General features: G+C 62.2%; 14 protein-coding genes and 1 tRNA gene. 11 read left to right on the top strand and 4 right to left on the bottom strand.

The genetic code is table 11. The features are described from left to right. The first annotated feature begins 13 nt into the window (after positions 1-13). Positions 14-86: transfer RNA gene (locus LIY45_RS12805), tRNA-Thr, on the top strand. 136 nt (positions 87-222) lie between these two features. Beyond that, entirely contained in the window at positions 223-528 is a 306-nt protein-coding gene (locus LIY45_RS12800; protein ID WP_008437299.1) for a DUF6388 family protein, read from the top strand. A gap of 134 nt (positions 529-662) precedes the next feature. Here LIY45_RS12800 and nadC read toward each other — a convergent pair whose 3' ends face one another. Next, complete coding sequence (gene nadC / locus LIY45_RS12795; protein WP_226476532.1) at positions 663-1,511, bottom strand: carboxylating nicotinate-nucleotide diphosphorylase; 849 nt, start codon at positions 1,509-1,511, stop codon at positions 663-665. A 272-nt stretch (positions 1,512-1,783) separates the two neighbouring features. Here nadC and LIY45_RS12790 point away from each other — a divergent pair, with 272 nt between their 5' ends. From LIY45_RS12790 to LIY45_RS12770, 5 genes are all read left to right on the top strand, one after another. Beyond that, positions 1,784-3,943 (top strand): DUF1631 domain-containing protein, encoded by a 2,160-nt coding sequence (locus LIY45_RS12790; RefSeq protein WP_226476531.1) that lies wholly within the window; start codon positions 1,784-1,786, stop codon positions 3,941-3,943. A 61-nt stretch (positions 3,944-4,004) separates the two neighbouring features. Further along, on the top strand, positions 4,005-4,568 hold the full coding sequence (gene ampD / locus LIY45_RS12785) for a 1,6-anhydro-N-acetylmuramyl-L-alanine amidase AmpD (protein ID WP_017477781.1): 564 nt from the start codon (positions 4,005-4,007) through the stop codon (positions 4,566-4,568). Further along, positions 4,565-5,401: a regulatory signaling modulator protein AmpE gene (gene ampE, locus LIY45_RS12780; RefSeq protein WP_226476530.1), complete on the top strand. Its 837-nt coding sequence runs from the start codon at positions 4,565-4,567 to the stop codon at positions 5,399-5,401. Before ampD ends, ampE begins: the two co-directional genes overlap by 4 nt. 154 nt (positions 5,402-5,555) lie before the next feature. Further along, a complete protein-coding gene (locus tag LIY45_RS12775; protein WP_226476529.1) occupies positions 5,556-7,586 on the top strand; it encodes a methyl-accepting chemotaxis protein in 2,031 nt (676 codons plus the stop codon). Positions 7,587-7,705: 119 nt separating this feature from the next. Then, positions 7,706-8,137 carry a hypothetical protein gene (locus tag LIY45_RS12770; protein ID WP_226476528.1) on the top strand — a complete coding sequence of 144 codons (432 nt, stop codon included), beginning with the start codon at positions 7,706-7,708 and terminating at the stop codon, positions 8,135-8,137. Here the strand turns inward: LIY45_RS12770 and LIY45_RS12765 are convergent. Both LIY45_RS12765 and cra read right to left on the bottom strand, forming a co-directional pair. Further along, positions 8,084-8,860 (bottom strand): TatD family hydrolase, encoded by a 777-nt coding sequence (locus tag LIY45_RS12765; protein ID WP_226476527.1) that lies wholly within the window; start codon positions 8,858-8,860, stop codon positions 8,084-8,086. The two genes, LIY45_RS12770 and LIY45_RS12765, sit on opposite strands and share 54 nt — an antisense overlap. Before the next feature lie 5 nt (positions 8,861-8,865). Then, positions 8,866-9,861, bottom strand: a complete 996-nt coding sequence (gene cra / locus LIY45_RS12760) for a catabolite repressor/activator (protein ID WP_226476526.1) — start codon at positions 9,859-9,861, stop codon at positions 8,866-8,868. A 293-nt stretch (positions 9,862-10,154) separates the two neighbouring features. On the opposite strand from cra, the gene ptsP reads away from it, so the two are divergent. From ptsP to LIY45_RS12740, 4 genes are read left to right on the top strand one after another with little or no spacing between them, the layout of a single operon-like run. Then, the gene (ptsP, locus tag LIY45_RS12755) at positions 10,155-13,013 is read left to right on the top strand and encodes a phosphoenolpyruvate--protein phosphotransferase (RefSeq protein WP_226476525.1); all 2,859 of its coding nucleotides are present in this window, start codon (positions 10,155-10,157) and stop codon (positions 13,011-13,013) included. Continuing rightward, a complete protein-coding gene (gene pfkB / locus LIY45_RS12750) occupies positions 13,014-13,934 on the top strand; it encodes a 1-phosphofructokinase (protein ID WP_226476524.1) in 921 nt (306 codons plus the stop codon). Between the two features lie 11 nt (positions 13,935-13,945). Then, complete coding sequence (locus LIY45_RS12745) at positions 13,946-15,655, top strand: PTS fructose-like transporter subunit IIB (RefSeq protein WP_226476523.1); 1,710 nt, start codon at positions 13,946-13,948, stop codon at positions 15,653-15,655. A 55-nt stretch (positions 15,656-15,710) separates the two neighbouring features. After that, a complete protein-coding gene (locus LIY45_RS12740; RefSeq protein WP_226476522.1) occupies positions 15,711-17,252 on the top strand; it encodes an alkaline phosphatase D family protein in 1,542 nt (513 codons plus the stop codon). 132 nt (positions 17,253-17,384) lie between these two features. Here LIY45_RS12740 and LIY45_RS12735 read toward each other — a convergent pair whose 3' ends face one another. Then, positions 17,385-19,910: a sulfite reductase flavoprotein subunit alpha gene (locus tag LIY45_RS12735; RefSeq protein ID WP_226476544.1), complete on the bottom strand. Its 2,526-nt coding sequence runs from the start codon at positions 19,908-19,910 to the stop codon at positions 17,385-17,387. Positions 19,911-20,006: the final 96 nt, after the last annotated feature.

Genomic DNA, 20,006 nt, shown 5'->3' with positions numbered 1-20,006 from the left:
GCTTTAGCCCACCGCCCGTGTAGCTCAGCCGGTAGAGCAGCGCACTCGTAACGCGAAGGTCGCAGGTTCGATTCCTGTCTCGGGCACAAAGGCAACACAGTTTTCAGATGATCCCAGAATGGTTCTGAAGGCCAGACGAACCGGTATTCATGCCTGTTCTTTTGTATCTGCGCGACCTTGATGACCCAGATGCATCCCCATTCCTCGATCTAAGAGAACGACATGACCACACAAGAAATGACCCAGGAAGCGCGGCACGAAGCAGCCCTCAAAAAGTACGTCGCGGAGTCGCCGGAACTGCTGGATGAGATCAAGGACCTGAGCGCCGATGATCAAAGGGACCAGATCCAATGGGCATTTGAGGATGAGGCCGAAGCCCAGGGCTTGCAGCCATGGGAGCTCACCCTGAAGTACACCTCCACCCCCGAAGCGTTCGAGGCGGCGCGCCTGGCGTTGCACAAGGAAGCGGCCGAGGTGCTGGGTGTCGACTGGAACGAGTATTGCGGGATGAACAACCTCGCGATCTGACACGAGCTTAATGTGGCGAGGGAGCTTGCTCCCGCTGGGTTGCGAAGCGACCCCAAAAACCTTGGGAGCGCTGCGCACTCCAGCGGGAGCAAGCTCCCTCGCCACAACAGCTAGCGCTTAGATTTAAGGGTGTCTCAGAGGCTAAGCCGCATCGACAAATCCACCGCCTTCACATCCTTGGTCATCGCCCCGATGGAGATGTAGTCCACGCCAGTTTCAGCGATGGGCAGCAGAGTGCTTTCGTTGATCCCGCCACTGGCTTCCAACTTGGCTTTGTCGCCGTTCAGGCGCACTGCTTCGCGCATGTCATCCAGGCTCAGCTCATCCAACATGATGATGTCGGCGCCCGCCGCCAGTGCTTCGCGCAGTTCCTCCAGGCTTTCCACTTCGATTTCCACCGGCTTGCCCGGGGCGATCTTGTGGGCGGCGCTGATGGCCTGGGCAATGCCACCGCAGGCCGCGATATGGTTTTCCTTGATCAGGAACGCGTCATACAGGCCGATGCGGTGATTGTGGCAACCGCCGCAGGTCACGGCGTACTTCTGCGCCAGGCGCAGGCCGGGCAGGGTCTTGCGGGTATCCAGCAGCTTGACCTGGGTGGTGGCGACAAAATCCGCCAGGTATTGGGCACGGGTGGCAACCCCTGACAGCAACTGCAGGAAATTCAGCGCGCAACGCTCGCCACTGAGCAGCGAACGGGCCGGGCCTTCGAGGTGAAACAGCACCTGGTTCGGGCTGACGCGCTCACCGTCGCGCACCTGCCAATGCACGGCGACGCGTGGGTCCAGCTGGCGAAACACCGCTTCTACCCAGGCCGTGCCGCTGATGACGGCGGCATCGCGAGTGATGATCGTGGCCTTGGCCAGGCGTTCGGCCGGGATCAGTTGTGCGGTGATATCCCCACTGCCGATGTCTTCCAACAGTGCGCGACGCACGTTGGCTTCGATTTCGGCGGTCAGGTCGGCTAGACGAAGATTGGGCATGACAGGCTCCACAAACAAAGTGCCTGGATTATAGGGGCAGGGCGGGCCTGAACCCAAGGCGACAGGTGCCACTGGCGCTGCTCATTTACCCAGTGATCACAGAGTTTGCTGGCGCAACAACCCTCATTTGCAAGATAATCTCGCGCCTTGCAATTGGCGTCATAGCTTTGACGTCGTCGTGATAGTCTGTTTTTCGCAGTGCTCCGGGGTACTTTGCCCCGTTGCCGCACCGATCTTCACACACTCGAATACCGCCGTTTCAGGAGGCCAGGATGCACAATGACGGGAAGGTGGTGCCGATCAATAAGGCACGGGCGACGCCGTCACCGCTCGCCCGCCTGCCGGTGGTATTGCTCCAGGTCCGTGACAAGGCGGCGCAGCAACTCAGGCAGGGATTGCAGGAGCTGTTTGATAACGCCGACGACACCCTGTTCGAAATGGCCGACAAGTCCCGCAGCAACGTCGACCACGGTATTTTCTTTGAGGCCATGCGCGACTTGCGCCTCAAGCGCAAGAATTTCGAGCGCGGCTTCATGGAGCAGCTCTACGAGGCGTTTGCCAATCTTGGCAACGTGGAGCGCGGTGATCTGCAACTGATTCCGGTGGTGTCCTACGCGGCGGTGCCCGGCGTATCCGGCGACGCGCTGGAAAAAGCCGTTGCCCTCGAGGCCATGCTGGGCAAGGTGCTGCGCCGCGATGGCCTGGCCCTTGGGCAGTTGACGGCGCGTTTGAACGCGTTGCTCGACAAGCACATGGATGATCGGGATAACCCTCTGGGCCCGGCGATGCTGTGCGCGTTCTTTCTGCAAGCGGGACGCAGCCTTGGCGTGGAGATTCGGGTCAAGCTGATCATCCTCAAGTTGTTTGAGAAATACGTCCTCAGTGATGCCGACTTGTTGTACGGCGAAGCCAACCAGTTGCTGATCGCCACCGGCGTATTGCCTGAGCTCAAGGCGGTACCCTCGCGGCGAGCGGTCGCCACCACCGAGTTGCCTGAGGACACCCCACCGACTACCGGCCATCCCGCAGACGATAGCGGGCAGGAAGTCTTCGCGGCGTTGCAGGAATTGCTGACTGCGGTGCGCGGCAGCGTGGCCCCCACCCTTGAGGCCAGCGCCGAGACCCAGCCAATCTCCACCCGTGACCTGCTGCGCCTGCTCTCGCATTTGCAGCAATACGTGCCTGCGCCCGAGGTCGAGGATGACTTCGACCTGCGCAACCAGCTCGAACAATTGCTGACCCGGGTCAGCGTAAAGAGCGGCAAGTCGCGGGTGGTTGAGGACGCCGACGAGGACGTGATCAACCTGATCGCCATGCTCTTCGAGTTCATTCTCGATGACAGCACGGTGCCCGAGTCCCTCAAGGCCCTGATCGCCCGCCTGCAGATTCCGATGTTGAAAGTGGCGGTGCTCGACAAGAGCTTTTTCAGTCACGCCAACCACCCGGCGCGGCGCCTGCTCAATGAAATCGCGGCGGCGGCCATGGGCTGGAGCCAGCGCGACGATTATCAGCGCGACAGCCTGTACCTGCACATCGAGCAGGTGGTGCAGCGGTTATTGAACGATTTTGTGGATGATCCGGCGATCTTTTCCCAGCTCCTGACGGAGTTCACTGCGTTTACCCATGACGAGCGGCGCCGCAGCGAATTGCTGGAGCAACGTACCCGTGATGCGGAGGAGGGGCGCGCCCGTACCGAAATCGCCCGTCAGCGGGTGGCCGAGGCCCTTAATCTGCGGCTGATGGGTAAAGTGCTGCCCGAGGTGGTGGTGCAGTTCCTGCAGCAGGCCTGGAGCCAGGTGTTGTTGCTGGCCTGCCTGAAGCATGGCGAGCGTTCGCCGCAATGGGCGGGCGGGTTGCGCACCATGGATGAGTTGATCTGGAGTGTCGGCCTCAGCGAAGACACCGAAGCGGGGCGGCACTTGCTGGAACAGCTGCCTGAATTGCTCAAGGCCCTGCGCGACGGGCTAAGCGGCGCCGCGTTTGATCCTTTCATCACCCGGGAATTTTTTACGCAGTTGCAGACGCTGCATGTCCTGTCTTTCCGGGGCAATGTCGATGGAAAGTCTTCGCTGTCGCAGGTTGAGGTGCGCGAGGCATTCGTCCTCAGCCCTGCTGCACCGGCCCTTGAGGTGAGCCTGCCGGAAGATGACCCCGACCTGCTCAAGGTTCGCCAACTGCGAGTCGGTTGCTGGGTCGAATTTCAGGAAGACGCTGAAAATACCCTGCGCTGCAAGCTGACGGCGATTATTGCGCCGGGCAATACCTGTATTTTCGTCAATCGAACGGGCCTCAAGGTCCTGGAAAAAAGTCCGGTTGAACTGGCATTGGAGTTCAAGCGCGGTGCGGTGCGAACCCTGGATGATGCGCTGCTGTTCGACCGTGCCCTGGCCTCGGTGATTGGCAATCTGCGCCAACTTCATTGCGCCAAGTGATCGCAACCAGACAGCGGAACGCGGCATACTGAGTCACCTCAGCCTCGTTCAAGGAACCTGTATGCAGTTGGACCCCGCCAGCGGTTGGTGCCAGGGCATTCGTCATTGCCCCTCGCCCAACTTCAACGAGCGCCCCGGTGGCGAGATTTCCCTGTTGGTGGTGCACAACATCAGCCTGCCTCCGGCGCAATTCGCCACCGGCAAGGTGCATGAGTTTTTCCAGAATCGTCTGGATGTCACGGAACATCCCTACTTTGAAGGTATTGCCGACCTACGGGTTTCTGCGCATTTTCTGATTGAGCGTGATGGCGCGGTGACGCAATTTGTTTCGTGTCTGGACCGTGCCTGGCACGCCGGCGTATCGAGCTTCGAGGGCCGTGAGACCTGTAACGACTTTTCCCTGGGAATTGAACTGGAAGGTACCGATGACCTGCCGTTCACCGACGCCCAGTATCAATCCCTGATCGCCCTGACGCGCCAGTTGCTGGCGGTGTACACGGGCATTACCCGCCAGCGCATTTGTGGCCATAGCGATATCGCCCCGGGACGCAAGACCGATCCCGGACCCGCTTTTGATTGGGCGCGCTTTCGCAGCGCCTTGCAGGATGGAGGACACGCACAATGAGTTTTCTGGTGTTGGTGTTGGCGGTATGGATCGAGAAATTCTCGGCCCTGCGCCAGCGTATACAACGTGATGGTGGTTGGCTGCGGGAGTTGGCCAAGCTGGAGTCAAGCGCCAGCCTGGGCAAGCGGCCATGGCTGATTCTCGCGCTGCTGGTGCTGCTGCCGGTGGCACTGCTCGCGCTGTTGCTGTTGGTGCTGGAGCCGGTGGCTTATGGTTTGTTGGCGCTGCCGGTGCATTTGCTGGTGGTGATCTACAGCCTGGGCCGTGGCGATCTACTGGCCGGGTTGGGCCCGTTCCGCGATGCCTGGCGCCGGAGTGACCTGCAAGCGGCCGAACATGTGGCCGAGCGCGACGTGAGCATCAGCGCCGACAGTGGCGAGCAACTGCTGGAGCGCGTCCAGGGCCATCTGTTATGGCAGGCCTACCAAAGCTTCTTCGCGGTCATTTTCTGGTACTTCCTCCTCGGGCCGGTGGCTGCCTTGGCCTACCGATTGCTGGCGCTGGCGACCGAGCACAGCAAGAACCCGCTGGTGGCCGAGCGTGCCGGGCAATTGCGCCATGCCTTCGACTGGTTGCCGGTACGCCTGTTGGCGGCGAGTTTTGCCCTGGTAGGCAACTTTGTGGCGGTCGGCCGGGTGATGTTGCATGAGTTGCTGAGCTGGGACATCAGCGCGGCGCAACTGGTAGAAAAGGTGGGCCTGGTGGCCGCTGAAATCCCGCCGCCGGTGGTGGGACCTGAGGGTATCAACAGCCTGGACCGTATCTGGGAATTGCTGCTGCGCGCCGCCGTGCTGTGGTACGCCGGCTTTGCCATCTGGACTGTGCTGCCCTGATCCACACTGGCAGGGGCGAGCAACTCGCTCCTGCCGTTAACCTTAAGTTACAAACCTCCTTTTCGAATTGAGCTATACAGACAGAGCGCCAAATAGTGGCTATCTGCCGCCGCCCTGCGCCCTCAATAAAAATAAAAGAAAAGGGAGTTCACCTGTGAAGAGCTTGCTCTATCCCGCCGTCGCGTTCATGAACCGCCTGACCTTCGGCATGAAGTTCAGCCTAATCAGCGTGCTGTTCCTGTTGCCGATGCTGGCCACCAACTATTACCTGGTGCGTGACTCCTGGCGTGAATTCCAGGGCACCCGCGTCGAGCTGCAAAGCCTCGACCTGCTGGGCAGCAGCCTGGCCCTGCGCCGCGACCTGGAAACCCTGAACAACCAGGTCCAGATCAACGCAACCCTCGGCCAATCAGGCAAAGCCGGTGATATTGAAAGCCAGATCGTCGCCCTGGAAGAGAACCTGCTGCAGCGCCTGCAAGGCTTCCACGCCCTGTCTGCCGACCCCGAGCAAGCCGCCGCCTTCGAAGCCAAGCGCGATGAAATGATCGCCGCCTTCAAGGCCCAGCAACAGGAAACCTCACTGCTCAGCAAAAGCGCGCTGATCGGCAAACTCCTCAACCAGGCGCAGATGCTCAGCCAGATCATCGCCAGTCAGTCGGGCTTGAGCCGCGACCCTCAGGGCGACCTGCGCCAACTCAGCGAACTGATCACCAGCGTCACCCCGCACGTCACCCAGACCCTGGGCGAAGGCCGGGCAATGGGCGCTTATTCGTTGGGCCAGGGCTTTCTCAACTCGTCCTCCAGTACCCGCTTTGACGAATTACTGCAGCAACTGGAAAAACTCCAGGCCGAATACGGGCTGAAACTGCAAGACGCCCTTGGCTCCAGCAAGCCCGCCCACGCAGCGTTGGCCAGCCTGGCCGATGCGAGCAAGGCCAGCCTCAAGCAAGGCAGTGAGTTGTTCGAAGAGCAGGTCGTCGTGGCCGAAACCCTCGACGCTCCATGGCAAGGCTTCTACGACGAAGTCAGCAATTTGATGGCCAGGACCTATCAACTCGACGAAGCCACCCTGACCTTTCTCGAGCAGCAACTGGAGCAACGCCTGTCAGAAAACCGCACGCATATGATCGGATTGGTAGCGGCCCTGGCGTCGGTGTTTTTGCTGATCTTCTATTTGTACGCCGGTTTCTACGCCTCCACCCGCACCACCTTGCGCCGCCTGGGCGCGACGATGGACAAGGTGGCGGCCGGTGACATGACCGTCACCTTCATCGCCCACAGCCGCGACGAACTGGGGGATTTGGGCCAGGTGTTCAACGCCACCGTGGCCAAAATCCATGACCTGATCGAGCGGGTAGGGCACACCGTCAACCAGGTCGAACACCAGGCCGGGCAAGTGGAATCGGTCTCGGCCAGCAGCAACCAGGCCGTATCCGGCCAGCGCAGCCAGATCGAGCAAGTGGCGACCGCCATGAACCAGATGTCATCCACCGCCCAGGAAGTGGCTCGCAGTGCCGCGGCGGCGGTCAGCAGTGCCCACAGCGTCAACGATGAAACTGTCAGCGGCCGCGGCCTGGTGCAGTCCCAGCAAGGCAGCATCGCGGCGTTGGCCTTGGAGATCGATCAATCGGTGCGGGTGATCAACCAGTTGGCCATCGACAGCCAATCCATCAGTGGTGTGCTGGAAGTGATCAAGAGCATCGCCGAACAGACCAATCTGCTGGCGCTGAATGCCGCCATTGAGGCCGCGCGTGCCGGTGAGCAAGGACGCGGTTTCGCCGTGGTGGCCGATGAGGTGCGCACTCTGGCCCGGCGCACCCAGCACTCCACCGAGGAAATCGAGCAGATGATTGCCAAGCTCCACAGTGGCGTCGGCGCAGCGGTGAAGGCCATGGGCAGCAGCCACGAGATGGCCACTGGCACGGTGGGACAGTCGGAAAAAGTCCAGCAGGCCCTGGAAAATATCCTCGGCGCAGTAGGCATGATCGTCGACCAGAACCAGCAGATTGCCGCCGCCGTCGAGCAGCAGACTGCCGTGGCTCACGACATCGATCAGAACATCGTCGAGATCAACCGTGCAGGTGAGCATGCGGCGCAGGGCGCGCACCAGACCGAAGAAGCCAGCCGGCAGTTGTCCTTGCAAGTGATCGAGCTGAAGCAGTTGATCGGCGCCTTTCGGGTGTGAGGCTTCGATGTAGGAATATTCCGCGAGTCACGTGGCGCCAGTCTCATTTTTGACGTTGATCTTTTTCCACTGCCAAAATGGGTGAGAATTGATTCACCTATTTACGCGGAGGTTCGGTCATGACCAACGCAGTCGTCGGCGTGAGAGGGCATTGCACTCATTGCGATATGTCTTTTGAACTCAAGCCTTGGCAACTCAATGCCATTGCCATGGATGTGCCTTTTGATTGCTCGTATTGCCATAAGGGCGTGCAGCCGAGTTGCCCCAAGCAGCTGAAGCAGTTCAAGTCCCTGGACAACCTTGGCCTGTTGCGCCCGAGCATGATCGTGCTGACCAGCGCGGCTTTGCTGGTGGCGCTGGTGGCGGAGTGGATCGGGCTGATCAGCGTGACCGGTCAGCTCAATGTCTCGCTGATGGCGGTGCTGATTTACTGCCTGACCTTGCGTTACGCCCGTCACCGACAGCGGATGACGCTGACATTGCGTGAGGTAAAACCCCTACCAGTTAAACAGCTCGCAGGCATTGCGGGTGCTCGCCTCGGCCAACGCTGAGGGGCTGATGCCCATGCGCTCCGCCAGGGCGGCACAGATGTCTGGCAGGTGTTCGGGGCTGTTGCGCTGGCCGGGGTACATCACGGGCGCCATGTCCGGCGAGTCGGTTTCCAGCACCACGCTTTCCAGCGGCAGTCGTGCGATCACCTTGTGCATGCGCAGGGCTTGCGGCCACGTCGCCGCGCCCCCCAGGCCCAGTTTGAAGCCGAGCTTGATGTACTCGCGGGCCTCTTCCTGGCTGCCGGCAAACGCGTGGATGATGCCGCCCCGTGGCAGGCGAATGCGCTTGAGGGTGGCGATCACGGCGGCGTGGCTGCGGCGCACATGCAGCAGCGCCGGCAGCTGGAAATCCACTGCCAGCTTCAATTGGGCTTCAAACAGGCGTTGCTGGCGTTCGCGGTCCAGTTGGTCGAGGAAATAATCCAGGCCGATTTCGCCCACGGCGCACAGTTGCCGGTGGCCGTTCAGGCGGGTCAGCCAATCGCCCAGTTCCGTCAGGTCGGCGGGGCGATGGTCGTCGAGATACACCGGGTGCAGGCCGAAGGCGGCGAATAAATCCGCATCGCTTTGCACCAGGTCCCACAAGCGTTGCCAATTTTGCTGATAGACCCCCAGCACCACCATCCTGCGCACGCCCAACTGGCGACTGCGGTTCAGGACCTCGGCGCGATCAGCGTCGAAGTCCGGAAAGTCCAGATGGGTGTGGCTGTCGATCAGCTCCACACCGCTTACTCCGAGTGAATCCGCTGCTTGAACGTGCGGCCGATGGCATGCACCCCTGGCGCGTAGTGCTGTTCTTCAACGGCCGCCAGCGCCAGGCGCAGCGCGGTGTCGGCGATCAGTTGATGCTGCTGGGCCATGGCGTTCACCGGCAGCGGCAGGAAATCCAGCAACTGCGTGTCGCCAAATGTCCCCAGGCGCAGTGGGCGGGATTTGAGCGGGAAGTCATGCAACGCATCAAACACCCCTTGCAGCAGGACGTAGGACGTCGTCACCAGCGCGTCAGGCAAATGCCCCAGGCTTTGCAGCAATTGTTCCATCAACTGTCGGCCACAATCGCGGCTGAAGGACTCGCCTTGTTCGATCAGCACTTCACCGTTGAAGTCATTCAGCGCTTCCTTGAAACCGGCGGCACGCTCCTGGCTGATGCTCAGCTCTGGCCGGGCGCCGATCAACACGATCTGCTTGGGCAGCGGTTGCAGCAGGCTGCTGGTCAGTTGCTGGCAGGCCTGGCGATCATCACTGACCACCGAGCAAAACTGCGTAGACTCCATGACCCGGTCTATGGCGATCACCGGCAGGCCCTTGGTTTGCAGCTCGCGGTAGCTGTCATCGCTGGCCGGCAGGCAACTGGCGACAAACAATGCATCGCAACGGCGGGCGCGGAACAGTTGCAGCAATTGCCGTTCACTGTTGGCGTCGTCATCGGAACTGGCGATCAGCAGTTGATAGCCACGCGCCCGGGCGCCTTGCTCCAGGAGCTTGGCGATACGTGCGTAACTGGGGTTTTCCAGGTCTGGCAGGATAAAACCCAGGGTACGGGTATGCCGGCTGCGCAGCCCGGCGGCCTGGGGGTTGGGCGTAAAGCCATGTTCTTCAACCACGGCACGCACCCGTTCGACGGTTGCGCTGCTGATCCGTTGCTGTTCGGCCTTGCCATTGATGACGTAGCTGGCGGTGGTCACAGACACACCGGCAATGCGCGCGATATCACTGAGTTTCAAACCGGGATTTCCTTGTTTTTTAGAGCTTGCCCCGACACTTTGTCCAATCGTAACCGATTACTGCAGACGACCATTGTCGCAACTCAACAGCCGAGTGGCGCTTCAATCATGGGAAATTAACGCGTAATCTGCCATAAATTCTAGATTAAACGTTTCAGCAAGCGTATTTTTACGATTATCGCGACGAGCGTGGTCCTGCCAACTGACCACTCAGTCAATTTTTTCGAACGCCTTTGCACTGATTTATTCAAAATAATACCTAGTGCGCACGCCGCACTAACTAGGAGAACGGCATGCTTGAGCTCACCCACGAGCAGATATCCATGGGCCAGACGGCTGTGGATAAGTCTGCTGCCTTGCAACTGCTCGCTGAAAAACTGGTGGCCGATGGCCTGGTCGCCGAGGGTTACCTCAGTGGCTTGCAAGCGCGTGAAGCCCAAGGCTCGACCTTTCTCGGCCAAGGCATCGCCATCCCCCACGGCACCCCCGAAACCCGCGACCAGGTGTTCGCCACCGGCGTGCGCCTGCTGCAATTTCCCGAAGGTGTGGATTGGGGCGATGGCCAGCTCGTTTACCTGGCGATCGGCATTGCCGCCAAATCCGACGAACACCTGCGCCTGCTGCAACTGCTGACCCGAGCCCTCGGCGAGACTGACCTGGGCCAGGCCCTGCGCCGCGCCAGTTCTGCCGAAGCGCTGCTGAAACTGCTGCAAGGTGCGCCGCAGGAGCTGGCGCTGGACGCACAGATGATCGGTCTGGGCGTGTCGGCTGATGATTTCGAAGAACTGGTGTGGCGTGGCGCACGCCTGCTGCGCCAAGCCGATTGCGTAAGCAATGGGTTTGCCGCCGTGCTGCAACAAGTCGATGCGCTACCCCTGGGCGATGGCCTGTGGTGGCTGCACAGCGAGCAGACGGTGAAGCGTCCCGGCCTGGCCTTTGTCACTCCGGACAAACCGATGCGATACCTGGGCCAGCCATTGAGCGGCCTGTTCTGCCTGGCCAGCCTCGGCGAGGCTCATCAGACCTTGCTCGAACGCCTGTGTGCCTTGCTGATCGAAGGCCGCGGCCAGGAACTTGGTCGCGCCACCAGCAGCCGCGCCGTATTGGAAGTACTCGGCGGTGAACTGCCCGCCGATTGGCCAAGCGTGCGCATCGCCCTGGCCAACGCCCACGGCCTGCATGCGCGCCCTGCGAAGATCCTCGCGCAATTGGCAAAAAGTTTTGAGGGTGAAATCCGTGTGCGCATCGTCGATGGCGATGTCAGCGCGGTGTCGGTAAAAAGCCTGAGCAAGTTGCTGAGCCTCGGCGCGCGGCGTGGCCAGGTGCTGGAATTTGTCGCCGAGCCAACCATTGCCGGTGACGCCTTGCCCGCCCTGCTGGCCGCAGTGGAAGAAGGCCTTGGCGAAGAAGTCGAGCCGCTCCCAGCGGTCAGCGCCCAGCAGGTCGTCGTCGACATCGAACCGGTGCTCAGCGCGCCAGTCTCCGGCAGCCTGATCCAGGCCATCGCCGCCGCCCCCGGCATTGCGATTGGCCCGGCGCATATCCAGGTGCTGCAACCTTTCGAATACCCGCTGCGCGGCGAGTCGCCGGTGATCGAGCGCCAGCGCCTGCACGCGGCATTGACCGACGTGCGCCGGGACATCCAGGGCCTGATCGAGCGCAGCAAATCCAAGGCCATCCGCGAGATCTTCATCACCCACCAGGAGATGCTCGACGACCCGGAACTGACCGACGAAGTCGAGACGCGCCTCAAGCAGGGCGAAAGCGCCGAAGCCGCCTGGATGAGCGTGATCGAGGCCGCCGCCAAACAGCAGGAATCGCTGCAGGACGCCTTGCTCGCCGAGCGCGCCGCTGACCTGCGTGACATTGGCCGCCGCGTGCTGGCGCAACTGTGCGGTGTCGAAACCGCCCAGGAGCCGGACGAACCCTACATTCTGGTGATGGACGAAGTCGGCCCCTCGGACGTCGCGCGCCTGGACCCCGTGCGCGTCGCCGGCATCCTCACCGCCCGTGGCGGCGCCACCGCCCACAGCGCCATCGTCGCCCGTGCCCTGGGCATTCCCGCGCTGGTGGGTGCGGGCCCGGCGGTGTTGCTGCTGGCCTCGGGCACGCCGTTGCTGCTGGATGGCCAACGCGGTCGCCTGCATGTCGACGCCGACGCCGCCACCTTGCAGCGCGCCACCGTCGAACGCGACACCCGCGAACAACGCCTGCAAGCCGCCGCCGCGCAACGCCATGAACCGGCGCTGACCCGCGACGGCCATGCCGTCGAAGTGTTCGCCAATATCGGCGAAAGCGCCGGGGTTGCCAGCGCGGTGGAGCAGGGCGCCGAAGGCATCGGCCTGTTACGCACCGAACTGATTTTCATGGCCCACAAACAAGCGCCCGACGAAGCCACCCAGGAAGCCGAATACCGCCGCGTACTCGACGGCCTCGGCGGTCGGCCACTGGTGGTGCGCACCCTGGATGTGGGCGGTGACAAACCGCTGCCTTACTGGCCGATCGCCAAGGAAGAAAACCCCTTCCTCGGCGTGCGTGGCATCCGCCTGACCCTGCAACGCCCGCAGATCATGGAAGCGCAATTGCGCGCGCTGTTGCGCTCGGCGGACAACCGTCCACTGCGCATCATGTTCCCCATGGTCGGCAGTGTGGACGAGTGGCGCCAGGCCCGGGACATGACCGAGCGCCTGCGCCTGGAAATCCCGGTGGCCGACCTGCAATTGGGGATCATGATCGAAGTACCGTCGGCTGCCTTGCTGGCGCCGGTGCTGGCCAAGGAAGTGGACTTCTTCAGCGTCGGCACCAACGACCTGACCCAGTACACCCTGGCCATCGACCGTGGCCACCCGACGCTGTCGGCTCAGGCTGACGGCCTGCATCCGGCCGTGTTGCAACTGATCGACATCACCGTGCGCGCCGCCCATGCCCATGGCAAATGGGTGGGGGTGTGCGGCGAGTTGGCGGCCGACCCGTTGGCGGTTCCGGTGCTGGTCGGCCTGGGGGTGGATGAGCTGAGCGTGTCTGCGCGCAGCATCCCCGAGGTCAAGGCACGGGTACGTGAATTCAGTCTGAGCGAGGCCCAAGGCCTGGCCCAAAAAGCCCTGGCGGTGGGTTCTCCCGCCGAAGTGCGTGCGCTTGTGGAGGCCGTGTAAATGGCAAGGATTTTAAGCCTGACGCTGAACCCGGCGTTGGACCTGACGGTGCGCCTGGCGCGCCTGGAACCGGGTGAGGTCAACCGCAGTGAAGCGATGATCACCCATGCTGCCGGCAAGGGCGTGAACGTCGCGCAGGTGCTGGCGGACCTTGGTCATCAGGTGAGCGTGGGCGGTTTTCTTGGCGAGGACAATCCCCAAGCGTTCGAGATGCTGATTGCCCGTCGCGGTTTTACCGATGCCTTTATTCGCGTGCCGGGCGAAACCCGCAGCAATATCAAGATCGCCGAGCAGGACGGGCGAGTCACGGACGTCAACGCACCGGGCCCGCTGGTCAGCGAGCAGGCGCAACAGGCACTGCTTGAGCAGTTGGCGCGTATTGCTCCGGGACACGACGCTGTCGTCGTGGCCGGCAGCCTGCCATGCGGCATCACCCCTCAGTGGTTCCAGGGCCTGTTGCAGCAACTGAAAAACCTCGGTTTGAAAGTCGCCCTGGACACCAGCGGCGAAGCGCTGCGCGCCGGGTTGAACGCCGGCCCATGGCTGGTCAAACCCAATACCGAAGAGCTGGCCGAGGCCCTGGGTCATGCCACGGATGCCATCCGCCAACTGCATCGGCAAGGTGTGGAGCATGTGGTGGTCTCCGACGGTGCCGCCGGTGTGAGCTGGTACCGCCCGGATACCGCGCTGCACGCCACGCCACCCAAGGTAACGGTGGCCAGTACCGTAGGCGCCGGCGACTCGCTGTTGGCCGGGATGCTTCACGGTTTGCTCAATGGCGATACGCCGGAGCAGACCCTGCGCCGCGCCACCGCCATTGCCGCGATGGCGGTCACGCAAATCGGCTTTGGCATCACCGATGAGGCACAGCTTGAGACTTTGCAGAGCGGCGTCCACGTGCGCCCGCTGACAGAACAATAAGAGGGTTGGTCATGAAGTTAGCCATTGTTACTGCCTGCCCGAATGGCATGGTCACCAGTGTGCTGTGCGCCCGCTTGCTGGACGCCGCCGCGCAGCGCCAGGGCTGGAGCACCAGCGTCGAAGTGGTCGATGTACAACACCCGGAACGCCAATTGTCGGCGGCCACCCTTGAAGCCGCCGAGTGGGTGTTGCTGGTCAGCAGCACGCCGGTGGACATGCAGCGTTTTGTCGGCAAACGCGTATTCCGCAGCACGCCGGCCCAGGCGTTGCAGGATGTGGACGCGGTGTTGCGTCGCGGGGTCGAAGAGGCTCAGGTGCAGGAGGCTGATGCGGCACCGGCGAAAAGCACGCCGCGTATCGTCGCGATCACCGCGTGCCCGACCGGCGTCGCCCACACCTTCATGGCTGCCGAAGCGTTGCAGCAAACCGCCAAGCGCCTCGGGTATGACCTGCAGGTGGAAACCCAGGGTTCAGTGGGCGCCCGTACGCCGCTGAGTCCCGAAGCGATTCGTGATGCCGACGTGGTACTGCTGGCGGCCGATATCGAAGTCGCTACCGAGCGCTTTGCCGGCAAGAAAATCTACCGCTGTGGCACCGGGATCGCGCTCAAGCAATCCGAGGCCATCCTCAACAAGGCGCTGGCCGAAGGCAAGCAGGAATCCGCTGCCAGCGGTGCTGCCGCCAAACCGGAGAAGACCGGCGTCTACAAACACTTGCTCACCGGCGTGTCGTTCATGCTGCCGATGGTGGTGGCGGGCGGTCTGCTGATCGCCCTGTCGTTCGTGTTCGGCATTCATGCCTTTGAAGAAAAAGGCACCCTGGCTGCCGCACTGAAAACCGTCGGCGACCAGGCCTTCATGTTGATGGTGCCGCTGTTGGCGGGTTATATCGCCTACTCGATTGCCGACCGTCCGGGCCTGGCTCCCGGCATGATCGGCGGCCTGCTGGCCAGCACCTTGGGCGCGGGGTTTATCGGCGGGATCTTCGCCGGTTTCCTGGCCGGCTACTGCGTCAAATTCATCAGCCGTGCGATCCGTTTGCCCCAGAGCCTCGAAGCCCTCAAGCCGATCCTGATCATCCCGTTGCTGGCGAGCCTGTTCACGGGCCTGGCGATGATTTACCTGGTAGGGCCGCCGGTGGCGAAGATGCTCACCGGCCTCACGGATTTCCTCAGCACCATGGGCACCACCAACGCCGTGCTGCTTGGCATCTTGCTGGGCGGCATGATGTGCGTCGACCTGGGTGGCCCGATCAACAAGGCGGCCTACGCGTTTTCCGTCGGCCTGCTGGCGGCGCAAAGCGGTGCCCCCATGGCCGCGACCATGGCCGCCGGCATGGTGCCGCCCATTGGCATGGGCATCGCCACGTTGCTGGCGCGGCGCAAGTTTGCCCAGACCGAGCGTGAGGCCGGCAAGGCTGCGTTGATTCTCGGCATGTGCTTTATCTCCGAAGGCGCAATTCCGTTTGCCGCCAAGGACCCGCTGCGGGTTATTCCGGCGAGCATCGCTGGCGGCGCGCTGACCGGTGCCCTGTCGATGTACTTCGGCTGCAAACTGATGGCGCCCCATGGCGGGTTGTTTGTGATGCTGATCCCGAATGCGATCAACCATGCGCTGCTGTATCTGCTGGCGATTGTGGCGGGGAGTTTGCTGACGGCGGTGGTGTATGCGTTGATCAAGCGTCCTGAAGTGGCCGAGTTGACGGTCGCGCCGGTGTCATAACTCGTTCATCCCGTCATGCTTAAGTTGCCCTTTTGCTGCTCGAGAGGGAACCTGCATGAGCCACTTCAATCTCGGTCGCCGCCGCGTGATGCAAGCTGTCGGCGCCGGCCTGTTGCTGCCGGGTCTCGCGCCTGCGGTGATCGCCTCGGTCAAGGATCGCCCGCAACTTACCGACGGCGTGCAGTCCGGCGACTTGTTGGGCGACCGCGCGATGATCTGGAGCCGCAGCGACCGCCCGGCACGGATGGTGGTGGAGTGGGATACCCGTAGCGTATTCAGCAACCCGCGCAAATTCGTCTCGCCCCTGGCCGACAACCGCACGGATTTCACCGCCCGTGTCGAACTCACCGGATTGCCCGTCGACCAGGCGATTTTCTACCGTGTGCACTTCGAAGACGCCCAGACCGGCGTGGCCAGTGAACCCTGGTTCGGCCACCTGCGCAGCGTGCCGCAACAGCGCCGGGATATCCGCTTTGTGTGGAGCGGCGACACCGTCGGCCAGGGCTTTGGCATCAACCCGGACATCGGCGGCATGCGCATCTACGAAGCCATGCGCTTGCGCCTGCCGGACTTCTTTATCCACAGCGGCGACACCATCTACGCCGACGGCCCGGTGCCCGCGCAACTGACCACCGAAGACGGGCGCATCTGGCGCAACATCACCACCGAAGCCAAAAGCAAAGTCGCCGAAACCCTGAATGAGTACCGGGGTAACTATCGCTACAACCTGATGGATGAAAACGTACGCCGCTTCAACGCCGAAGTGCCGCAGATCTGGCAGTGGGACGATCACGAAGTGATCAACAACTGGTCGCCCAGCAAGCAACTGGATGAGCGCTACACGACCCGCGACATCAACACCCTGGTGGGCCGCGCGCGCCAGGCCTGGCTGGAATATTCACCCATGCGCCGGCAAAGCGCCGACCAGGGCGGGCGGATTTATCGCAAGCTCAGTTACGGTCCGTTGCTGGATGTGTTTGTGTTGGACATGCGCAGCTATCGCGGGCCTAACGACGACAACCTTGGCGGCGAAAAACCGTTTCTTGGGCGTGAGCAACTGGACTGGCTCAAGCGCGAATTGAAAGCCTCCCAGGCGCAATGGAAAGTCATCGCTGCCGACATGCCCATTGGCCTCGGCGTGCCCGACGGTGAGGTCAGCCCTGGCGTACCACGTTGGGAAGCGATCGCCAACGGCGACCCGGGCCCGGCCCTGGGACGGGAACTGGAAATCGCCGAATTGCTCGCGTTCCTGCGGGCGCAGCAGGTGCGTAATCACCTGTGGTTGACGGCGGATGTGCATTACTGCGCGGCCCATCATTACCATCCGGATCGGGCGGCGTTTCAGGACTTCGAGCCGTTCTGGGAGTTTGTCGCCGGGCCACTGAATGCCGGGAGTTTCGGGCCTAATCCGCTGGATAAAACCTTTGGCCCGGAAGTGGTGTTCGAGAAGGCGCCGACGGTGCAGAACAGCTCGCCGTTTGCCGGGTTCCAGTTTTTTGGCGAGGTGCAGATTGATGGGCAGACGGCGGAACTGACGGTGATTTTGCGAGACCTGGATGGGGTGTCGGTGTTTGAGCAGAAGCTGCAGCCCGCCTGATTTGCAATGCAATTAAACATGTGGGAGCTGGCTTGCCTGCGATAGCGGAGTGTCAGTCAATAATTTTTAACTGATACACCGCCATCGCAGGCAAGCCAGCTCCCACAGTTGACCTTCATTGTCTGGAGGAGATCAGTAGACATCCCGGCGATAGCGGCCCTGCTCGATCAACCGCTCAACCGCCTCACTGCCCAGCACCTCATGTAGCACCTGATCCACACCCGCGGCCATCCCCTGCAAACTGCCGCAGACGTAAATCGCGGCGCCCTCGGCGATCCATTTACGCAACACATCCGCCGACTCACGCAGGCGATCCTGAACGTAGATTTTCTCTGCCTGATCCCGGGAGAACGCCAGGTCCAGCAATGCCAGATCACCGCTGGCCAGCCAGCCTTGCAGCTCGTCCTGGCAGTGGTAGTCGTGGGCGATATTGCGTTCGCCAAACAGCAGCCAGTTGCGCTGCTGACCGTCGGCAATCCGCGCCTTGAGCAAACTGCGCAACCCGGCGAGGCCGGTGCCGTTGCCCAGCAGAATCATCGGCACCGGCTCGTTCGGCAGGTGGAAACCACTGTTGCGCCGCAGTCGCAGGCTGATGGTCGAATCCAACGGTGCATGTTCAGTCAACCAGCCGGACCCCACGCCCAGGCTGCCATCGGGGTGGCGTTCCTGGCGCACGATCAGTTCCAGCACGCCGTCACTGGCAATCGAGGCGATGGAGTATTCGCGCATGGCCAGCGGCACCAGTGCATTGACCAATGCCTGGGCATGCAGGCCCACCAGGTGGGCGCGATTGTCCGGTAGCTGACGACTGGCCAGCGCTTGGTCGAGGGTGTGTGCAAGGCCGTCGATCACCACGCCTTCGCTGCCCCCCAGCCCCATGCCCTCGAGGAAATGTTCGATGGCCCATGGGCAATTGCGTGGCAACACTTCCACCAGGTCGCCGGCCAGCCAGTCCCGAGGGGCGGGCGGGGTGAGCCCGAGCAAGTAGACGCCGGAGCCGCTGCTGTCCGGATTGAGCAGGGTGCGTTGCTTCAGGGTCCAGTTTTCATAGGTCGCGCTGGCCCATGCTGCCGCGGGTGCATGGCCGGTCAGTTGGCCCAGTTGTTGTTGCCAGTGCAGCAATGCATCGGTGTCGCCGCTGTCGACTTCCACCGGGGCAAACAGCGGGTTGCCGCCCTGGTTGGTCAGCCAGAAATGCAGGCGCCGGGCGAAGCCGCAGAAGTGTTGGTACTGGCGATCACCCAAGGCCAGCACCGAGTAGTTCAAACCCTTGAGAGAGAGGTCCTGGCCGAGCACGCTGCGTTCGAACCCCCGGGCGCTGTCCGGTGCTTCGCCGTCGCCGAAGGTGCTGACCACAAACAATGCATGGCTCGACTGGCGCAGATCTTCCTCCCTGACGCTGCCCAGCGATTGCACCTTCACCGGCAAACCGGCGGCCTGCAATTGGCCGGCGGTCTGCCAGGCCAGTTGCTCGGCAAAACCGCTCTGGCTGGCAAAGCCGATCAGCCAGGCAGGTGCGTTGCTGTGGTTGTCCGTCAGGCCTTTACGCGCATCGCGCACCTGGCGCTTCTTGCGGCGACGGTCCAGGTACAGCAGCCAGCCGGTGATAAAGAACAGCGGCATGATCAGCGCGCTGAGCGTCAGGATGATGCGGCCGGGCAGGCCGAAATAGCTGCCGGTGTGCAGCGCATAGATGCTGGTCAGGATCTGTGCCTTGAAGCTTTTGCCGGCGTAGGTGTCATGGGATTTGACCTCGCCGTTGGCCGGGTCGAGGTTGATCTGGTTCAGTGCACGGTCGTGAGGTGAGGTTTTCAGCAAGTAGTAGACGGTGGCGGGCTGCCCGGCGACCGCGGGCATGCGGATGTTGTAGCCGCTCAAGCCGGGGCCGGCGTAGCTGTAGATGCTGCTCCAGATTGCGTCGTAATTGGCCACCGGCGCAGGACCTTCCGGCGCCGGGCCACGCTTGCGCACGCGTTCGTTTTGCGGCGCGTCGGACATCAGTTTGGTCAGGCCATTGCTGTACCACTCGTAGGACCAGAACAGCCCGGTCAACGCTGCCAGAAGATAGAACAACAGGCACCAGGTGCCGAACACCGAGTGCAGGTCCCAGTTGAAACTGCGGCCTTTTTTGCGCCAGTCCAGGGTCAGCCATGCGCGCCAGCTAGCGACTTGGCGCGGCCAGCGCAGGTACAGGCCCGAGAGGCAGAAGAACACCAGGATCAGCGTGCAGGCACCGGTGATTTGCCGGCCGGTGTCGCCGATGGCGAGGAAGCGGTGCAATTGCAGCACGAAGCCGAAGAAGTCCTGGCCGACCGCATCGCCCAGGTAGTCGCCGGTGTACGGGTCGAAGTAGCGCATCTGCCCGCGACGTTCACCGGGCGGCGGGGTGAACCAGACCTTGGCCGCGTGGGTGCTGTCGGGTTGCACCGTGAGCATCGACACCGCTTTGCCTTCACGGGCTTCCAGCAGGTGCACCAGTTCAGCCGGCGGCAATACGCCGGCCGGACGCTTTTCCACCGTCAACACCGTCGGGTTCAGCGCCTCGATGATTTCATCCTGGAATGACACCGTCGCGCCGGTGATCCCCATCAAGGCCAACACCAGCCCGGCGGTAATGCCGAAGAACCAATGCAACTGGAACAGGGTTTTCTTCAACACGTCGTGCGGCCTCGTCATCAGGTTAGGTGTTTCACGGCGCGCATTATGCCGCGAGTTGTCGAGAAACATTCTTTTTTACACGCAAAAACCCCACGC

It is taken from the genome of Pseudomonas sp. MWU16-30323 (genome assembly GCF_020515595.1).
Classification (GTDB): domain Bacteria; phylum Pseudomonadota; class Gammaproteobacteria; order Pseudomonadales; family Pseudomonadaceae; genus Aquipseudomonas; species Aquipseudomonas yamanorum.
This window is presented reverse-complemented; position numbering and strand designations above follow the sequence as displayed.